The organism is Stenotrophomonas sp. S4 (assembly GCF_054187805.2).
Window position 1 is genome coordinate 1,512,650 of the sequence record NZ_CM196188.1, and the last position, 15,731, is coordinate 1,528,380.

General features: G+C 67.0%; 16 protein-coding genes. 7 read left to right on the plus strand and 9 right to left on the minus strand.

Annotated features, from left to right (window positions below; all coding sequences use genetic code 11):
- Positions 1–64 precede the first annotated feature (64 nt).
- The 5 genes from pstB to pstS (ACUZUJ_RS06915) all read right to left on the minus strand — a co-directional run bounded on the left by pstB (position 65) and on the right by pstS (ACUZUJ_RS06915) (position 5,526).
- Positions 65–895, minus strand: coding sequence for a phosphate ABC transporter ATP-binding protein PstB (pstB, locus tag ACUZUJ_RS06895; RefSeq protein ID WP_005408788.1), 831 nt, complete (start codon positions 893–895; stop codon positions 65–67).
- A gap of 19 nt (positions 896–914) precedes the next feature.
- Entirely contained in the window at positions 915–1,778 is an 864-nt protein-coding gene (gene pstA, locus ACUZUJ_RS06900) for a phosphate ABC transporter permease PstA (protein ID WP_006428262.1), read from the minus strand.
- Complete coding sequence (gene pstC / locus ACUZUJ_RS06905) at positions 1,778–2,746, minus strand: phosphate ABC transporter permease subunit PstC (RefSeq protein ID WP_008267250.1); 969 nt, start codon at positions 2,744–2,746, stop codon at positions 1,778–1,780. The genes pstA and pstC overlap by 1 nt, the downstream gene beginning before the upstream one ends.
- Positions 2,747–2,828: 82 nt before the next feature.
- On the minus strand, positions 2,829–3,917 hold the full coding sequence (pstS, locus tag ACUZUJ_RS06910; RefSeq protein WP_075674896.1) for a phosphate ABC transporter substrate-binding protein PstS: 1,089 nt from the start codon (positions 3,915–3,917) through the stop codon (positions 2,829–2,831).
- Between the two features lie 592 nt (positions 3,918–4,509).
- On the minus strand, positions 4,510–5,526 hold the full coding sequence (pstS, locus tag ACUZUJ_RS06915; protein ID WP_014036550.1) for a phosphate ABC transporter substrate-binding protein PstS: 1,017 nt from the start codon (positions 5,524–5,526) through the stop codon (positions 4,510–4,512).
- 197 nt (positions 5,527–5,723) lie between these two features.
- Between pstS (ACUZUJ_RS06915) and ACUZUJ_RS06920 the strand changes: the two genes are divergently transcribed.
- Both ACUZUJ_RS06920 and ACUZUJ_RS06925 read left to right on the plus strand, forming a co-directional pair.
- Positions 5,724–5,927, plus strand: coding sequence for a hypothetical protein (locus tag ACUZUJ_RS06920; RefSeq protein WP_458220068.1), 204 nt, complete (start codon positions 5,724–5,726; stop codon positions 5,925–5,927).
- A gap of 139 nt (positions 5,928–6,066) precedes the next feature.
- Positions 6,067–7,299 (plus strand): porin, encoded by a 1,233-nt coding sequence (locus ACUZUJ_RS06925; protein WP_014036551.1) that lies wholly within the window; start codon positions 6,067–6,069, stop codon positions 7,297–7,299.
- An 81-nt stretch (positions 7,300–7,380) separates the two neighbouring features.
- Here the strand turns inward: ACUZUJ_RS06925 and nth are convergent, their stop codons facing one another.
- From nth to ACUZUJ_RS06940, 3 genes are read right to left on the minus strand one after another with little or no spacing between them, the layout of a single operon-like run.
- On the minus strand, positions 7,381–8,073 hold the full coding sequence (gene nth, locus ACUZUJ_RS06930) for an endonuclease III (RefSeq protein WP_101765206.1): 693 nt from the start codon (positions 8,071–8,073) through the stop codon (positions 7,381–7,383).
- Positions 8,073–8,426 (minus strand): hypothetical protein, encoded by a 354-nt coding sequence (locus tag ACUZUJ_RS06935; protein WP_075674892.1) that lies wholly within the window; start codon positions 8,424–8,426, stop codon positions 8,073–8,075. The genes nth and ACUZUJ_RS06935 overlap by 1 nt, the downstream gene beginning before the upstream one ends.
- A gap of 4 nt (positions 8,427–8,430) precedes the next feature.
- Positions 8,431–9,213, minus strand: a complete 783-nt coding sequence (locus ACUZUJ_RS06940) for an enoyl-CoA hydratase/isomerase family protein (RefSeq protein WP_458220067.1) — start codon at positions 9,211–9,213, stop codon at positions 8,431–8,433.
- Between the two features lie 167 nt (positions 9,214–9,380).
- Between ACUZUJ_RS06940 and ACUZUJ_RS06945 the strand changes: the two genes are divergently transcribed.
- The 3 genes from ACUZUJ_RS06945 to ACUZUJ_RS06955 all read left to right on the plus strand — a co-directional run bounded on the left by ACUZUJ_RS06945 (position 9,381) and on the right by ACUZUJ_RS06955 (position 11,910).
- Positions 9,381–10,082, plus strand: coding sequence for an FKBP-type peptidyl-prolyl cis-trans isomerase (locus ACUZUJ_RS06945; protein WP_005408797.1), 702 nt, complete (start codon positions 9,381–9,383; stop codon positions 10,080–10,082).
- A 125-nt stretch (positions 10,083–10,207) separates the two neighbouring features.
- Complete coding sequence (locus tag ACUZUJ_RS06950) at positions 10,208–11,011, plus strand: CoA pyrophosphatase (RefSeq protein WP_049446173.1); 804 nt, start codon at positions 10,208–10,210, stop codon at positions 11,009–11,011.
- A complete protein-coding gene (locus tag ACUZUJ_RS06955) occupies positions 11,008–11,910 on the plus strand; it encodes a sulfurtransferase (RefSeq protein WP_458220066.1) in 903 nt (300 codons plus the stop codon). Before ACUZUJ_RS06950 ends, ACUZUJ_RS06955 begins: the two co-directional genes overlap by 4 nt.
- A gap of 352 nt (positions 11,911–12,262) precedes the next feature.
- Here the strand turns inward: ACUZUJ_RS06955 and ACUZUJ_RS06960 are convergent, their stop codons facing one another.
- On the minus strand, positions 12,263–12,829 hold the full coding sequence (locus ACUZUJ_RS06960) for an N-acetylmuramoyl-L-alanine amidase (RefSeq protein ID WP_119007591.1): 567 nt from the start codon (positions 12,827–12,829) through the stop codon (positions 12,263–12,265).
- A 72-nt stretch (positions 12,830–12,901) separates the two neighbouring features.
- Between ACUZUJ_RS06960 and ACUZUJ_RS06965 the strand changes: the two genes are divergently transcribed.
- Together ACUZUJ_RS06965 and rlmKL are read left to right on the plus strand one after the other, a co-directional pair.
- Complete coding sequence (locus tag ACUZUJ_RS06965) at positions 12,902–13,429, plus strand: alpha/beta hydrolase (RefSeq protein ID WP_014036558.1); 528 nt, start codon at positions 12,902–12,904, stop codon at positions 13,427–13,429.
- 145 nt (positions 13,430–13,574) lie between these two features.
- The gene (gene rlmKL, locus ACUZUJ_RS06970) at positions 13,575–15,713 is read left to right on the plus strand and encodes a bifunctional 23S rRNA (guanine(2069)-N(7))-methyltransferase RlmK/23S rRNA (guanine(2445)-N(2))-methyltransferase RlmL (protein WP_049446164.1); all 2,139 of its coding nucleotides are present in this window, start codon (positions 13,575–13,577) and stop codon (positions 15,711–15,713) included.
- The last annotated feature ends 18 nt before the right edge of the window (positions 15,714–15,731 follow it).

The window sequence follows — 15,731 nt, forward strand, 5'->3', positions numbered from 1 at the left end:
GTCTGCAATCCGGGTAGAGCCAGGCCATGCCTGGCTGGAACATGTGGCGAAGGAACAGCGTCGATCAGCCGAAGCGACCGGTGATGTAGTCCTCGGTCTGCCGCTGCGACGGCTGCGAGAAGATCACTTCGGTGCGGTCGTGCTCGATCAGGTCGCCCAGGTACATGAAGGCGGTGTAGTCGGACACGCGCGCAGCCTGCTGCATGTTGTGGGTGACGATCACGATCGTGTACTCGTGCTTGAGCTCTTCCACCAGCTGCTCGATGCGGCTGGTCGAGATCGGATCCAGCGCCGAGGTCGGCTCATCCAGCAGCAGCACCGACGGGCGCAGGGCCACGGCACGGGCGATGCACAGGCGCTGCTGCTGGCCACCGGACAGGCCCAGTGCGCTCTGCCCCAGCTTGTCCTTCACTTCATCCCACAGCGCGCCCTGGCGCAGCGCCTGCTCGACGCGGTCGGCCATGTCGGCCTTGCTCAGCTTCTCGTGGTGGCGGATGCCGTAGGCCACGTTCTCGAAGATGGTCATCGGGAACGGCACCGGCTTCTGGAACACCATGCCGACCTTGCTGCGCAGGCGGTTCATCGGGTACTTCGGCGACAGGATGTTCTCGCCGTCCAGCAGCACTTCACCGCGCGCTTCCAGCTTCGGGTACAGCGCATAGATGCGGTTGAAGATGCGCAGCAGGGTCGACTTGCCGCAACCGGAGGGACCGATCAGCGCGGTCACGCGCTTCTCCGGGATCTCCAGGTTGATGCCCTTCAGGGCGTGGAACTTGTCGTAGTAGAAGTCCAGTCCACGTGCAGCCAGCTTCACCGGCGACGGCGTGTGCAGGCTCTCGTGCGAGGACGGCACGGCGATGCGCTGCATCGGCACGGCGTTGGAAAGGTCGTTCATGGCGTTATCCACGGAAAGGTCAGTCATGGGAGATACGGTTGCGCAGCAGGATGCCGCGGGCGGCAAGGCTGACCAGCAACACGAAGACGGTGAGCACCAGGGCACCGGCCCAGGCCAGCACCTGCCAGGATTCATACGGGCTGCCGGCGAACTGGTTCATCACCACAGGTACCGAGGCCATCGGCTGGAAGATGTTGTTGTTCCAGTACTGGTTGCCGAAGGCAGTGAACAGCAGCGGTGCGGTCTCGCCGGAGATGCGGGCCAGGGCCAGCAGGATGCCGGTGATGATGCCGGCCGACGCACTGCGGTACAGCACCTGCACGATCACCTTCCACTGCGGGATGCCCAGCGACAGGGCCGCTTCGCGCATCTGCGAGGGCACCAGGCGCAGCATTTCGTCGGTGGTGCGCACCACCACCGGCAGCACGATGAAGGCCAGCGACAGCGCACCGGCGAACGCCGAGAAGTTGCCGCCGGTCTGCATCACGTACAGGGTGTAGACGAACAGGCCAAGCACGATCGACGGCGCCGACAGCAGGATGTCGTTGACGAAGCGGACCACGGTGCCGGCCTTGCGGGCGTTGCCGTACTCGGCCAGCCAGGTGCCGGCCAGCACGCCCAGCGGGGTGCCGATGCCGATCGCCAGCGCACACATCACCGCGCTGCCGAAGAAGGCGTTGGCGAGACCGCCTTCCTGCATCGGCGGCGGCGTCATCTTGGTGAACAGATCCAGGTTGATGCCGGCCAGGCCCTTGGAGGCCAGGGTGAACAGGATCCAGCCCAGGAAGAACAGGCCGAACAGAGCGGTGGCACAGGACGCGGTGATCGCAACGACGTTGCCGATGCGGCGGCGCAGGTACAGCGAATCAGCGGTGGTGGACATCAGTTGCCCTCCTTGCGGGACAGGCGCATCAGCATCAGGCGGGCGATGGCCAGCACCACGAAGGTGACGATGAAGAGGACGAAGCCGAGCAGCAGCAGGGCCGAGCGGTAGGTTTCAGTGGCTTCGCCGAAATCGTTGGCGATCAGCGCGGCGATGGTGGTGCCCGGTTCCAGCAGCGACGGCGACAGGCGCACGCTGTTGCCGATCACGAAGGCCACTGCCATCGTCTCGCCCAGGGCGCGGCCGAGGCCGAGGAAGATGCCGCCGATCACTGCCGAGCGGGTGTAGGGCAGGACGATGTCCCAGCTCACTTCCCACTTGGTGGAGCCCAGCGCGTAGGCCGACTCCTTCAGGCGGGTCGGCACGGTCAGGAACACTTCGCGCATCACCGAGGAGATGAACGGGATGACCATGATGGCCAGCACGAAACCGGCGGTGAGCATGCCGATGCCCAGCGGCGGACCCTGGAACATCGGGCCGATGATCGGCCATTCGCCCAGCGTCTCGTTGAGGAACGGGGTGACGTACTCGGTCATTACCGGCACCAGCACGAACAGGCCCCACATGCCGTAGATGATCGAGGGAATGCCGGCCAGCAGTTCGATGGCGGTACCGACCGGGCCACGCAGCCAGCGCGGCGCGACTTCGGTCAGGAAGAAGGCGATGCCGAAGCTGACCGGCACGGCGATGACCATCGCGATGAGCGCGGTGACCAGGGTGCCGTAGATCGGGGCGAGGGCGCCGAACTTGTTTTCGACCGGATTCCAGTCGGCGGAGAAGAAGAAGCTAAGGCCCTGCATCTGCAGGGCATGGCGGCCGCCCCACAGCATCGACAGCGCGGCGCAGGCCAGGGCGATGAGGACGAAGATGACGGTGCCGACCAGCACCCATCGGAACAGTTTGTCGTTGCGGGCATCACGCGCATCACGCGTGGACGGGGCGGCTACAGGCTGGGCGATGGCATTCATGGGGACGGCAGGGCCAGGAAGGGGCGGGGTGGCACGGCGTGGAAGAAGCGGTGCCCGCTGGGGGCGGGCACCGTCGTGTCCATCACTTCAGGTCGGTCGCCCAGTAGGCCTCGATCTGCTTGACCAGTTCGGCCGGCAGCGGCACGTAGTGCAGCTCGTTGGCCTGTGCCTGGCCGTTCTCGAAGGCCCACTTGAAGAAGGCCAGGGTGTCCTGGTTGCGCTTGGCGTCCTTCGGCTGCTTCTGCATCAGCATGAAGTTGGTGGCGGTGATCGGCCACGCCTGCTCGCCCGGGGCGTTGGTGATGACCAGGTTGAAGTCCTTGGCGCTGGCCCAGTCGGCGCTGGCGGCCGCGGCGGCGAAGGTTTCCGCGCTCGGCTCGACCCAGTTGCCGGCGGCGTTCTGCATGGCGGTGTACGGCATGCCGTTCTGCAGCGCGTAGGCCAGTTCGACGTAGCCGATCGAGCCCTTGATCTGCTTCACGTACGAAGCAACGCCTTCATTGCCCTTGCCACCGACGCCGTCCGGCCACTGCACCGAGGTGCCTTCGCCGACCTTGGTCTTCCACTCCGGGCTGACCTTGGACAGGTAGTTGGAGAAGTTGAAGGTGGTGCCCGAACCGTCCGAACGGTGGACCAGGGTGATCTTGCCGTCAGGCAGCTTCACGCCCGGGTTGGCGGCGACGATGGCCGGGTCGTTCCAGGTCTTGACCTTGCCCAGGAAGATGTCGGCCAGCAGGGCGCCGCTCAGGCGCAGCTTGCCGCCTTCCAGGCCTTCGATGTTGACCACCGGCACCACGCCGCCGATGGCGGACGGGAACTGGGCCAGGCCGGCCTGGGCCAGCTCTTCGCTGCTCAGCGGCTTGTCGGAGGAGCCGAAGTCGACGGTGCCGGCCTTGATCTGGGCGATGCCGCCGCCGGAGCCGATCGACTGGTAGTTGATCTTGGCACCGGTGGTGGCGTTGTAGTCGGCCGACCACTTGGAGACCAGCGGGAAGATGAAGGACGCGCCCGCGCCGGACACTTCGGCGGTCACCTTGGCACCGGCAGCGGCCGGGGCAGCGGCACCGTCGGCAGCCGGCTGCTGCGCGGCCTGCTTGTCGCCACCGCAGGCCGACAGGCCCAGGGCGATGGCCAGGGAAAGGGCGGCAAGGCCGGCCGAGTGCAGTTTCATGGTCACTCCATAGCGGGGAAGAGCCGACGTCGTCGGCGGATGCGGCTATGAAATGATGTTTTTGTTACAGCCGTATTACGACCATGACAGAGGTGTCCTGGATCACGTTCTGACAAGGGTTTCACGGGGTTGGCCGCGGTCCGGGAGGCGCCCGGAGACCCCGGATCTGCGCACCGATATGACGGCCGTGGCTCTACAAACGCTCTTGCCTTTGCTCCTGCCTTTCATGACCCCGCCGCGCCCGCGATGAACTGTCGAGAGGCGGTGGGCCAGGGCGTGCAGGACCGTCCACGGCATGGATGCCGTGGCCGAGCCCCCATGGGTGAGGGCGGTTTGCCTGCGAGGCACTGCCTCGCAAGCGCACGAACGCACAGCCGCCAGCGGCTGGGCCGGACCGCGGAGCGGGGTTTACGGCGTGTCCTGCACGTCCTGGCCCACCGACTCACCGATGGATCAGCGAAGGCGCAGCGCTCTTCACGACCAACCCCGAAAAAACAAGAAGAGCGCGAGATCTCGAGGATCTCGCGCCCGGGTGGGATCGGCGGGGGAGAGAGGACCCGCCGATCCCGTTCCTGCGGGGGAACGCGCTTGCTTACTTCAGGTTCTGCGACCAGTAGGTCTCGATCTGGCGGACCAGGCTGTCCGGCAGCGGCACGTAGTCCAGCTGGCGGGCCTGGGCGTCGCCGCTCTTGTAGACCCAGCGGAAGAACTCCTGGGTGGCCTTGCCGTTGGCAGCGTTCTTCGGCTTCTTGTGCACCAGGATGAAGTTGGTGGCGGTGATCGGCCAGGACTCGGCGCCCGGGGCGTTGGTCATCACCAGGTAGAAGTCCTTGGCGCTGGCCCAGTCGGCGCTGGCGGCAGCGGCAGCGAACGACGCGTCGCTCGGCTGCACGAACTTGCCGGCGGCGTTCTTCATCGCGGTGTACGACAGCTTGTTCTGCAGTGCGTAGGACAGTTCGACGTAGCCGATGCCACCCTTGATCTGCTTCACGTAGGCAGCAACGCCTTCGTTGCCCTTGCCGCCGATGCCGGCCGGCCACTGGACCGAGGTGCCTTCACCGACCGAGCTCTTCCACTCCGGGCTGACCTTGGACAGGTAGTTGACGAAGTTGAAGGTGGTGCCCGAACCATCCGAACGGTGCACGACGGTGATCTTGGCGCTGGGCAGGGTCACGCCCGGGTTCAGTGCGGCGATGGCCGGGTCGTTCCAGGTCTTGATCTTGCCCAGGAAGATGTTGGCCAGCACGGTGCCGTCCAGCTTCAGCGCGCCCGGGGCGATGCCGGCCACGTTGACCACCGGCACCACGCCGCCGATCACCGACGGGAACTGGGCCAGGCCCGAAGCAGCCAGTTCTTCCGGCTTCAGCGGGGCGTCGGACGAACCGAAATCAACGGTCTTGGCCTTGATCTGCGCAATGCCGCCGCCGGAACCGATCGACTGGTAGTTGACCTTGTTGCTGGTGGCAGCGTTGTAGTCGGCCGACCACTTCGACATCACCGGGTAGATGAACGAGGCGCCCGCGCCGGTGATTTCAGCGGCGTTGGCGGCGAACACGGACGACGCTGCGAAGACGGCAACGGCAACGCGCGACTTGAAGGCGTGGATCACGGGGTGGCTCCTGGGTTGATTGGGATGCGGGGTTACCCGCCCGGCGCACATTCCATAACGGTTCGATGACAGCGCAGGGACCGTTGTATGACGCATCCGTTACAGCGCTGGCGGGCGGCCACGCCGCCGTGCGCGTGAAGGTTTCGCGCCAAGGGTGCGCGTGCCCCGGTGCGGCCGCGGGCCGACCGGGACGTTGCATGCCGGTGCCGTTCTATATGTCGGTGATGGTGCAGGCGGGTGCAGCGGCCGCGCATTCCGCAGCGATGCCGCGTCATCCGCACGAAACCAGGGAGGCGGGCGAAGGCGGTGTGGCGGCCTGCTGGCGTATCGGCGCGGATACAGCACGCCATATGCCGCAAGGGATCGACGAGCATGTGCCCGCAAATGAGTCGTACGCATGACCGCACGAAGAAATCTGTGGTTGGGGCTCAATCTGTCATTCGGCTGTCATGGTTTTAACGGAACGTTCGCAAAACGCTTGACCGGCCTGCCGGCGTGGCGTTCTGCCCAAGCCATTCCAACCCTCTGGAGAAATCCAAAATGCGTTCCCATTTGCTCGCCGCCGCGGTCGTTGCAAGCCTCGGTCTGGTTTCCGCCGACGCCTTCGCAGCCCCCGCCAGCTCGGGCGTATCCCAGGCACAGCTGCAGCAGCTCCAGGCACAGATCGCCGCGCTGCAGGCCCAGGTCCAGCAGTTGCAGAACGATTCGCAGGCGCTGCAGGCGCAGTCCGATGCGCAGTCCGAAGTGAACATCACCCAGGCGCAGGCCCTGGAAGGTGCACAGAAGACCCAGACCAGCGTCGACAAGCTGGCCAAGCTGGTCAATGACAACAAGATTGGCGGTCGCATGTTCTTCGACCTGACCAACATCGACAAGACCAGCAACGGCAAGGACACCGCCGCCAGCGGCACCGGTCTGGACGTCAAGCGCTTCTACCTGACCGTCGACCACAAGTTCAACGACATCTGGTCGGCCAACCTGACCACCGACTTCCAGTACAGCTCGGCCATCGGCAACACCGAACTGTTCGTCAAGAAGGCCTACGTGCAGGGCAGCTTCGACCCGGCCTTCAACCTGCGCGTCGGTGCCGCCGACATGCCGTGGATCCCGTACGTCGAGAAGTTCTACGGCATGCGCTATGTCGAGAACACCCTGACCGACCGCCTGAAGTACGGCAACTCGTCCGACTGGGGCCTGCATGGCTTCGGCAACCTGGGCAACAACTTCAACTACGCCGTCTCGGTGGTGTCCGGCGCCGGTTACAAGAACCCGACCCGCAGCAAGGGCATGGACGTGGAAGGCCGCGTGGCCTACACCCCGAACGAGAACTTCGTGGTCGCCGTCGGCGGCTACAGCGGCAAGCTGGGCAAGGAAACCGACATCCAGAGCGCCGAGAACACCTACACCCGCGCCAACGCGATGGTGGCCTACGCCGACAGCAACTTCCGCGTCGGTGGTGAGTACTTCCAGGCCAAGAACCTCAACAACGTGCTGACCGTTGCCACCGACAAGACCAGTGGCTGGTCGGTGTGGGGCAGCGTGCGCGTGACCGACGGCGGCATCAACGTGTTCGGTCGTTACGATGACACCGACGTCAGCAAGACCCTGGACCCGACCCTGAGCGACAAGTACTGGAACGTCGGCGTCGAGTTCCCGGTCATGAAGAACCTCAAGCTGTCGACCGTGTACAAGTACACGCACCTGGCCAACGCTGGCGACAAGAAGAACGACAAGACCAAGGAATTCGGCGTCTGGGGCGACCTGTCGTTCTGATCTCCTGAAACACCCTTGTCCTGAAACACAGACGGCGGGCCTTGTGCCCGCCGTCTTCGTTTCGTCACAACACGATCCGCGTCACGCCTCGGCCGGGGTCTTTTCCTTGAACCGGCACAGGTCGGCGATCACGCAGCCCGGGCAATCCGGCTTGCGCGCCTTGCACACGTAGCGGCCATGCAGGATCAGCCAGTGGTGCGCGTCGAGCAGGAACTCGGCGGGAATCACCTTCACCAGCGTGTCCTCCACTTCGCGCACGTTCTTGCCCGGGGCCAGGCCGGTACGGTTGGAGACGCGGAAGATATGCGTATCCACCGCCATCACCGGCTCGCCGAAGGCAGTGTTGAGCACCACGTTGGCGGTCTTGCGGCCCACACCGGGCAGGGCTTCCAGCGCTTCGCGGTCGCGCGGCACTTCGCCGCCGTACTTCTGCAGCAGGATCGCGCAGGTGGCGATCACGTTCTTCGCCTTGGCGTTGAACAACCCGATGGTGGCGATGTACTGCTTCAGGCCATCCTCGCCGAGCGCGAGGATCTTCGCCGGCGTGTTGGCGACCGGGAACAGGCGACGCGTGGCCTTGTTGACGCCCACGTCGGTGGCCTGGGCGGACAGCGCCACGGCCACCAGCAACTCGAACGGCGAGCTGTACTCCAGCTCGGTCTTCGGGTGCGGATTGAGCTCGCGCAGGCGGGTGAACATTTCCACCACGTCGGCGCGCGGCATGCGGCCGCCGCGTCGCGCCGGTGCGCGGGTGGTCTTCCTTGCGGTGGCCATTACTGCTCCTTGCCGGTGGCGCGGGCCTTGGCCCGGGCGAGAATCGCGGCAGCCGCAGCGGGCAGGGCGGGCTTCACGTCCGGCGCCGGGGCCGGGGTGCGGCGCGCATCGCGCTCGGCCTCGCGGCGGGCCAGGCGCACCGCACGGGCGCGGTAGCGTTCGCGTGCAGCCCAGGCGGCATGCAGCTGCTGTTGCGCCTGCTGCAGGCGTCGTGGAAGGTCCGGGTGGCCAGGCAGCAGCTGTTCGTCGCCGGCACGGGCGACGTAGTCCATCAGCCCGGCCTGCAGGGCGCCATCGAGATCGTCTGCCTGGACCCGGGCGAACAGCTGCGCGGGGTTGGGTCGGGATGCCATGGCGTCAGCGGTTCTGGAAGGCCGGCGGGCGGCGCTGCAGGAAGGCGCTGGTGCCTTCACGCATGTCCTCGGTAGCGAACAGCAGGCCGAACTGCGCACTCTCGTACTCCAGGCCGGCCTCCAGGCTGCATTCGCCCCCCACATGCACCGCATCGAGCAGCCCACGCAGGGCCAGCGGGGCCGAACGTGCCAGCTGGCGGGCAATGTCCTGCACGCGGTTGTCCAGCGCGTCGGCCGGCACGACTTCGTTGACGATGCCCAGTTCCAGCGCCCGCGTGGCGTTGATCGGCGCCCCCAGCAGGCACAGCTCCAGGGTGGCGGCGCGGCCGCACAGGCGCAGCAGGCGCTGGCTGCCGCCGAAGCCGGGAATCAGGCCGAGGTTGATTTCCGGTTGGCCGACCTTGGCGGTATCGGCGGCGATGCGCAGATGGCAGGCCATCGCCAGTTCCAGGCCGCCGCCCAGCGCAAATCCGTTCACGCGCGCGATGACCGGCTTGGGCATGCGTTCGATCTGGCGCATCAGGGCCTGGCCCAGCAACGAGAAATCACGTCCCTGAACGGCGCTGAGGGTGTTCATTTCCGCGATGTCGGCACCGGCCACGAAGGCCTTGGGGCCCGCCCCGGTCAACACCACCACGCGCACTTCCGGATCGGCAGCGGCGTCCCTGAAGGCATCGGCCAGCGCCTGCAGGGTCGCGGCGTTCAGGGCATTGAGCTTGTCCGGGCGCTGGACGGTCACGGTGCGGATGGCGCCGTCATCGGCGACAGCGATCAGGGCATCGGCCACGGGGAAACTCCTGGAACGTTAAAAAAAAGTGATATTGAACTCTGCAAACGCAGACGGGTCATAGCCTGCATCGTGAGTAGCGGTTACACGTTGCGCCCGTTATCCTAACCCGTCGCCTCAGGGCGGCGCAGAACGTCCCTGAGTTACCACCCCTGGAGAACTGTTTGATGAAGTTGCGTTCTATCGCGGTCGCCGTCGCGGCCCTGGCCCTGACGGGCAATGCCTTCGCCCAGGACGTCTCGTCCGAAAAGGGCAAGCTGAGCTACTACTTCGGTTACGACTACGGCAACAACCTGGCGGAGCTGACCGGTCGTGGTGAGCAGCTGGACATCAACTCGGTGGTGAAGGGCCTGCAGGATGCCTACGCCAAGAAGCAGCCGGCGATCACTGCCGAGCAGCTGAAGCCGGCCGTTGAAGCCTTCCAGAAGCGCGAGCAGGGCCGTGCCCAGGCCGCCAAGGCCGAGTACGAAAAGGCTGCTGCCGAAAACAAGACCAAGAGCGATCAGTTCATCGCGGCGAACAAGGCCAAGGCCGGCGTGCAGTCCCTGCCGAGCGGCGTCCAGTACCGCGTGATCGAAGCCGGCAAGGGTGCCAAGCCGACCCAGGCCAGCACCGTGCAGCTGGAAGTGGCCGGTCCGTTCCCGTACGGCCAGCGCCCGACCGAAGCCCGCCCGGCCCAGCAGATCCCGTCGATCAAGGTCAGCGAAGTTGAAATGAAGGCCATGCGCGAGACCCTGCTGCAGATGCCGGCAGGCTCGAAGTGGGAAGTCACCCTGCCGCCGGACCAGGCCTACGGTGCCGACCCGCGCACCCCGTTCCCGCCGAACGTGGCTGTGCAGTTCGAGATCAAGCTGGTCAGCGTCAAGTAAATCGAAGCAGCAAACGAAACGCGCCGGTGACCCCACCGGCGCGTTTTTGTTTGCGCAGTGCGCTGCGCGCCGCAACATCGCGCGCAAATTCAGCCCGATCGCGCTACTGTTGCTGGGTGCAAACAATGGAAGAAACGGCGCGTGTTGTCGCAAGTCCCTGCATCGGAGTGTGCACGCTGGATCCGCACCGGCAATGCACCGGCTGCGGGCGGCATATCGATGAGATCGCGCGGTGGTCGTCGATGAGCAACGAGGAACGCAGCCGCATCCTGCATCGCGTGCAGCCCCTGCGCGAACAGCTGCAGCAATCGCTGCGTGGCTCACTGGCCGACCACGAGCGACTGATGCGCGCGCTGCACCCCCTGGCCCAACCGCCGTCCGGCGACGGCTGGAACCGCAGTGAGCTGATCGACCTGCTGCCGCCCGGGCCCCCGGTGGAGGCTGCGGTGCTGGCCGGCATCGTGCCGCGCGCCAACGGCGCACAGGTGATCCTCACCCGTCGCACCGAAACACTGCGCACCCATGGTGGCCAGGTCGGATTCCCCGGCGGCCGCACCGAACCCGATGACCGCGACGCGCTGGCGGCCGCGCTGCGCGAGAGCCAGGAAGAAATCGCCTTGGCGCCCGGCCAGGTGCAGGCGCTGGGGTATCTCGATCCCTTCGTCACCATCACCGGCTACCGCGTCACGCCGGTGGTGGCGGTGGTCGATCCGGATTTCGTGCCGGTGCCGCAGCCCAGCGAAGTGGCCGAAGTGTTCGAGGTGCCGCTGGCGTACCTGATGGCGGCCGACAACCTGCACCAGGTCGAAATCAATCATCGCGGCCGCGTCCGCCACGTCCTGGAGTATGGCTGGCCGGGCCAGCGCATCTGGGGCGCGACCGCCGCCATCCTCTACAACCTGCGTCGCCGCCTGGAGCAAGTGCAATGAAGCCGATCGATCCGCCGTGGACCACCCTGGTCGATGTCGCCACGCTTGCTGCTTCGCTGGGCGAAAGCGTGCGCGTCGTTGATGCGCGTGCTACCGCCAGCACCGCCGTGCGCGTGGTCGATGCGCGTGCTTCACTGGCCGACCCGCAGGCTGCGGACGGTCAGTACCTGGCAGGGCATATCCCGACTGCGGTGCACGCCGATCTCAACCGTGATCTGTCCGACCTGGGCCGTGCCGGCCATGGTCGTCATCCACTGCCGGACAGCGATGCCTTTGCCGAGAAACTGGGTCAGTGGGGCATCGGTCCCGACACCCAGGTGGTGGTCTACGACGGCAGCGACGGCAGCATGGCTGCCTCGCGACTGTGGTGGCTGCTGCGCCTGATCGGGCACCCCCGGGTGGCCGTGCTCGACGGCGGCATCGCCGCCTGGCAGGCCGCCGGTCATCCCTTGGCGGCGGGGCAGGGCATGGTCGCGTCGCTGCCGGCCTACCCGGGCCGTTTCGATACCACCCAGATCGCCAATGCCGAAGAGATCAGCGCGCGGCTGAAGCATGCGCCGGGTTGGCTGGTCGACGCGCGCGCGGGTGAACGCTTCCGCGGTGAGGTCGAGCCGCTGGACCCGGTCGCCGGCCACGTGCCGGGCGCGGTCAACCGCCCGTTCGCATTGAACGTACTCGACGGCCACCTGCGCGACCCACAGGAGCTGCGCGCCGAACTACAGGGCGTGATCGGCAATCGCGATCCACAGCAGGTGGTGCTGATGTGCGGCTCCGGCGTGACGGCCTGCCACCTGCTGCTGGCGATGGAAACGGCGGGCCTGTCCGGCGCGCGTATCTACGCCGATTCGTGGAGCGGTTGGGTGAGCGACAGGAGCCGCCCGGTCGCCACCGGCGCCTGAGCAACGCGGGGTCGGATCCGTTTTCCAACGGAAAACGGCTCTGACCCCTTTGTGCCCGATTCGCACGCAAAGAGCAGTCGAGCGCGGCTTGACTCTACAAAAGTCTATTCCGATCGATTCGATCCCGTGCCGACCAACGGTCGGCACCCACCAACAGCAGCGGGAATCTGTCGAAGGCGGGGTGGGTCCGGTTGCGGGGGCGTGAGCCGCATGGATGCGGCGACCGAGCTTACATGGACGTACTTGCAGCGCCCCCCGCAACCGGACCCACCCCGCCTCCCCTCAGGAAGTCAGCTTCTGCTGTTGCTCTGGCTTAGGCTTCTGCAGGTGCAGGGCGCAACCCTGCAAACCCTCACCCAACCGGCTGCAACGGCACCTTCGCCAGGATCCGCGCCCATGGGAACAGCGGCCCCGGATCGCGCTTGCGCGCCACCGTCAGCGTCGCATCGTCGCTGGCCGGCACCTGCTCCAGGTCCAGCTGGTCATGTCCGGCAATCCGCCGCAGCGACGGATAGTGCGCCACCAGCGCCAGCAGCAGCCGTTCCAGCGCCTGCAGCTGTGCTTCGGTGTACGCCTCGTCCATCGCCTGCTGGCGGCTGTCGAACCAGTGCGGGTAGCGCCCGGTGTTGACCAGTTCGATGCCCAGCGTATGCGCGTTCATGCCGCGCACGTGGTGGGCCACGCGTTCCGGTGCCACGTACTGCACCACGCTGCCATTGCGGTCGATGTAGAAGTGGCCGCTGTTGCCGGCACCGCTGTCGTACAGCACGCGCTCACCGTACTCGCGGGCCATCGCCAGGTCGGGCAGCTCGGTGCAGTGGATCACCACCATCTCCAGCGTGGCCGGGTCGCGCAGTGGCAGACGGTCTTCGTAGGGCAGGGGCTGCAGCTGCAGGCCGGGCAGGAGCGGGTTGGGCATCCGGCGATGCTAGCATTGCGGCATGAACCTGCCTTCCCTTTCCTCGTTGGCCCGCTCGCACGGAGCACGCGCATGAGCCGCGGCCACTGCATCCTGTCGCATGGCTTCGAGAGCGGCCCGGAGGCGACCAAGGTCACCGCGCTGGCCGACGTGGCGCAGCGGCTGGGCTGGACCCACGAGCGCCCGGACTACACCGACCTGGACGCGATGAGCGAGGTCAGCCGCGTAGGTGACGTGCCGACCCGGCTGCGCCGCCTGGTCGAGCGCACCGCCATCGCGGCCCGGCAGGGCCCGGTGGTGCTGGCCGGCTCCAGCCTGGGTGCCTACATCTCTGCCATCGCCTCGCTGCAGGTGCCGGTGGCCGGCCTGTTCCTGATGGTGCCGCCGACCACCATGGGCCCGATGCCGGCGCTGGACGCCGCCGCCGTACCGACCACCGTGGTCCAGGCCTGGCATGACGACGTGGTCCCGGCCGCCGGAGTGATCGCCTGGGCCCAGGCGCGCTCGGCGCAGCTGCTGCTGGTCGACGATGGCCACCGCCTGGAGCACCACGTGGAGGCCTCCGCGCAGGCCTTCGAGCGCCTGCTGCGCCAGCTGTGAAGCCTGGGCGCACGGCGCGCCCGCCCGCTTTGACTACAATGGCAGCCCCGCCGCCCCTGGCGCGGGCCTGCCGGCCGTGACTACGGCCCTCCTTTCCGACTGGCCCGGCCCCTGTGCCGCGCCCGACCACCTGCGAACCGATCCCGTGAAATTCTTCGTCTCCTGCGCCAAGGGCCTGGAATACCTGCTTGCCGATGAACTGTCGGCCCTGGGCCTTGGCAAGGCCACTGCCACCATTGCCGGCGTCAACGCCGAGGGCGAACTGGAGCAGGCGCTGCGGATCGTGATGTGGTCGCGCCTGGCCAGCCGCGTGCTGTGGCCGATCGACGAGTTCGAGTGCCCGGACGAGCAGGCCCTGTACGACGGCGTGCGTGCGCTGCCGTGGCACGAGCACATCAAGCCGGAGATGACCCTGGCGGTGGACGCGCACGTGTCCGGCGACAAGATCACCCACGCCCGCTTCGCTGCGCAGCGGATCAAGGACGCCATCGTCGACCGCATGCGCGACGAGGGCCTGGAACGCCCCTCGGTCAACACCGATCTGCCCGACGTGCGCGTCAACCTGTCGCTGCGCAAGGGCCGTGCGTCGCTGTCGATCGACCTCGGCGGTGGCCCGCTGCATCGCCGTGGCTGGCGTGGCGCCGCCCACGAAGCGCCGCTGAAGGAAAACCTGGCCGCCGCGCTGCTGCTGCGCGCGCAGTGGCCGCGCCTGCACGCCGCTGGTGGCGGCCTGCTGGACCCGATGTGCGGCAGCGGCACGCTGCTGATCGAAGGCGCGCTGATGGCCGCCGACGTTGCTCCCGGCCTGATGCGCCATGGCAGCCTGCCGCCGAGCCGCTGGCTGGGCTTCGACAAGGCGGCCTGGAAGACCCTCCAGAGCGAGGCGCGTGACCGCGAAGCGGCTGGCCTGGCCGCGTTGAAGCCCGTCATCCACGGCAGCGACATCGATCCGACCGCGATCCAGGCGGCGCGCGAGAATGCCGAGGTGGCGGGCGTCGCCCACGCGATCCGCTTCACCCGCGCCGATGTGGCTGACCTGGCCACGCCGGAGCAGGAGATCGGTGCGGTGGTCTGCAACCCGCCGTACGACGAGCGCCTGGCCGCTGATCCGGCACTGTACCGCGCGCTGGGCAACGCCCTGCAGAAGGCGGTGCCGCAGTGGCGCGCCAGCCTGCTGTGCGGCAACGACGAACTGGCCTTCGCCACCGGCCTGCGCGCGGGCAAGAAGTACCAGATGTTCAACGGTGCGCTGGAATGCGCGCTGATCGTCTGCGACCCGATCGCCGTGCCGGGCCGCGATCCGGCGCAGCCGCGCGAGCTGAGCGAAGGTGCGCAGATGGTGGCCAACCGCCTGCGCAAGAACCTGAAGAAGTTCAAGAGCTGGCGTGCCCGCGAGGACATCACCTGCTTCCGCGCCTACGACGCCGACCTGCCGGAGTACGCAGCGGCCATCGATGTCTACGAGGAAGACGGTGGCAAGCGGCGTACCTTCCTGCATGTGCAGGAATACGCCGCACCGGCGGCGATTCCGGAGAACGACGTGCGCCGCCGCCGCAACGAGCTGCTGGCCGCTGCGCGCGAAGTGTTCGGCGTGCCGCCGGAGCAGGTCTCGATGAAGTCGCGCGAGCGCGGCAAGGGTGGCAGCAAGTACGGCCGCTTCGAGCAGCGTGACGAATTCATCGTGGTGCGCGAGAACCACGCACTGCTGCAGGTGAACCTGTTCGACTACCTGGACACCGGCCTGTTCCTCGACCACCGCCCGCTGCGCCGGATGATGGCCGAGCAGGTGCGTGGCAAGCGCTTCCTCAACCTGTTCTGCTACACCGGCGTGGCCAGTGTGCAGGCGGCAGTTGCCGGTGCGGCCAGCACCACCAGTGTCGACCTGTCGGCGACCTACCTGCAGTGGTGCTACGACAACCTGGCGTTGAACGGGCAGGGCGGCAACCAGCACCTGCTGGTGCAGGCCGATGCGATGGCGTGGCTGGAAGGCGACCGTGGCCAGTACGACGTGATCTTCTGCGATCCGCCGACCTTCTCCAACTCCGCGCGCGCCGACGACTTCGACGTGCAACGCGAACAGCTGAAGCTGCTGCGCGCGGCGGTGGCGCGACTGGCGCCGGGCGGCGTGCTGTACTTCTCCAACAACTTCCGCCGCTTCAAGCTGGAAGAGAACGCCATCGCCGAATTCGCCCAGTGCCGCGAGATCACCGCGCGCACCATCGGCCCGGACTTCGAACGCAACGCGCGCATCCACCGCGCGTGGGAACTGAAGCGGTTGGGGTAACGCGACGCCCGGGGTCGG

Bases quoted from the DNA above. Each gene is read 5' to 3' on its own strand.
- pstB (WP_005408788.1), bottom strand. From the start codon at position 895: ATGAACGACCTTTCCAACGCCGTGCCGATGCAGCGCATCGCCGTGCCG.
- pstA (WP_006428262.1), bottom strand. From the start codon at position 1,778: ATGTCCACCACCGCTGATTCGCTGTACCTGCGCCGCCGCATCGGCAAC.
- pstC (WP_008267250.1), bottom strand. From the start codon at position 2,746: ATGAATGCCATCGCCCAGCCTGTAGCCGCCCCGTCCACGCGTGATGCG.
- pstS (WP_075674896.1), bottom strand. From the start codon at position 3,917: ATGAAACTGCACTCGGCCGGCCTTGCCGCCCTTTCCCTGGCCATCGCC.
- ACUZUJ_RS06920 (WP_458220068.1), top strand. From the start codon at position 5,724: ATGCCGGTGCCGTTCTATATGTCGGTGATGGTGCAGGCGGGTGCAGCG.
- ACUZUJ_RS06925 (WP_014036551.1), top strand. From the start codon at position 6,067: ATGCGTTCCCATTTGCTCGCCGCCGCGGTCGTTGCAAGCCTCGGTCTG.
- nth (WP_101765206.1), bottom strand. From the start codon at position 8,073: ATGGCCACCGCAAGGAAGACCACCCGCGCACCGGCGCGACGCGGCGGC.
- ACUZUJ_RS06935 (WP_075674892.1), bottom strand. From the start codon at position 8,426: ATGGCATCCCGACCCAACCCCGCGCAGCTGTTCGCCCGGGTCCAGGCA.
- ACUZUJ_RS06945 (WP_005408797.1), top strand. From the start codon at position 9,381: ATGAAGTTGCGTTCTATCGCGGTCGCCGTCGCGGCCCTGGCCCTGACG.
- ACUZUJ_RS06950 (WP_049446173.1), top strand. From the start codon at position 10,208: ATGGAAGAAACGGCGCGTGTTGTCGCAAGTCCCTGCATCGGAGTGTGC.
- ACUZUJ_RS06955 (WP_458220066.1), top strand. From the start codon at position 11,008: ATGAAGCCGATCGATCCGCCGTGGACCACCCTGGTCGATGTCGCCACG.
- ACUZUJ_RS06960 (WP_119007591.1), bottom strand. From the start codon at position 12,829: ATGCCCAACCCGCTCCTGCCCGGCCTGCAGCTGCAGCCCCTGCCCTAC.
- ACUZUJ_RS06965 (WP_014036558.1), top strand. From the start codon at position 12,902: ATGAGCCGCGGCCACTGCATCCTGTCGCATGGCTTCGAGAGCGGCCCG.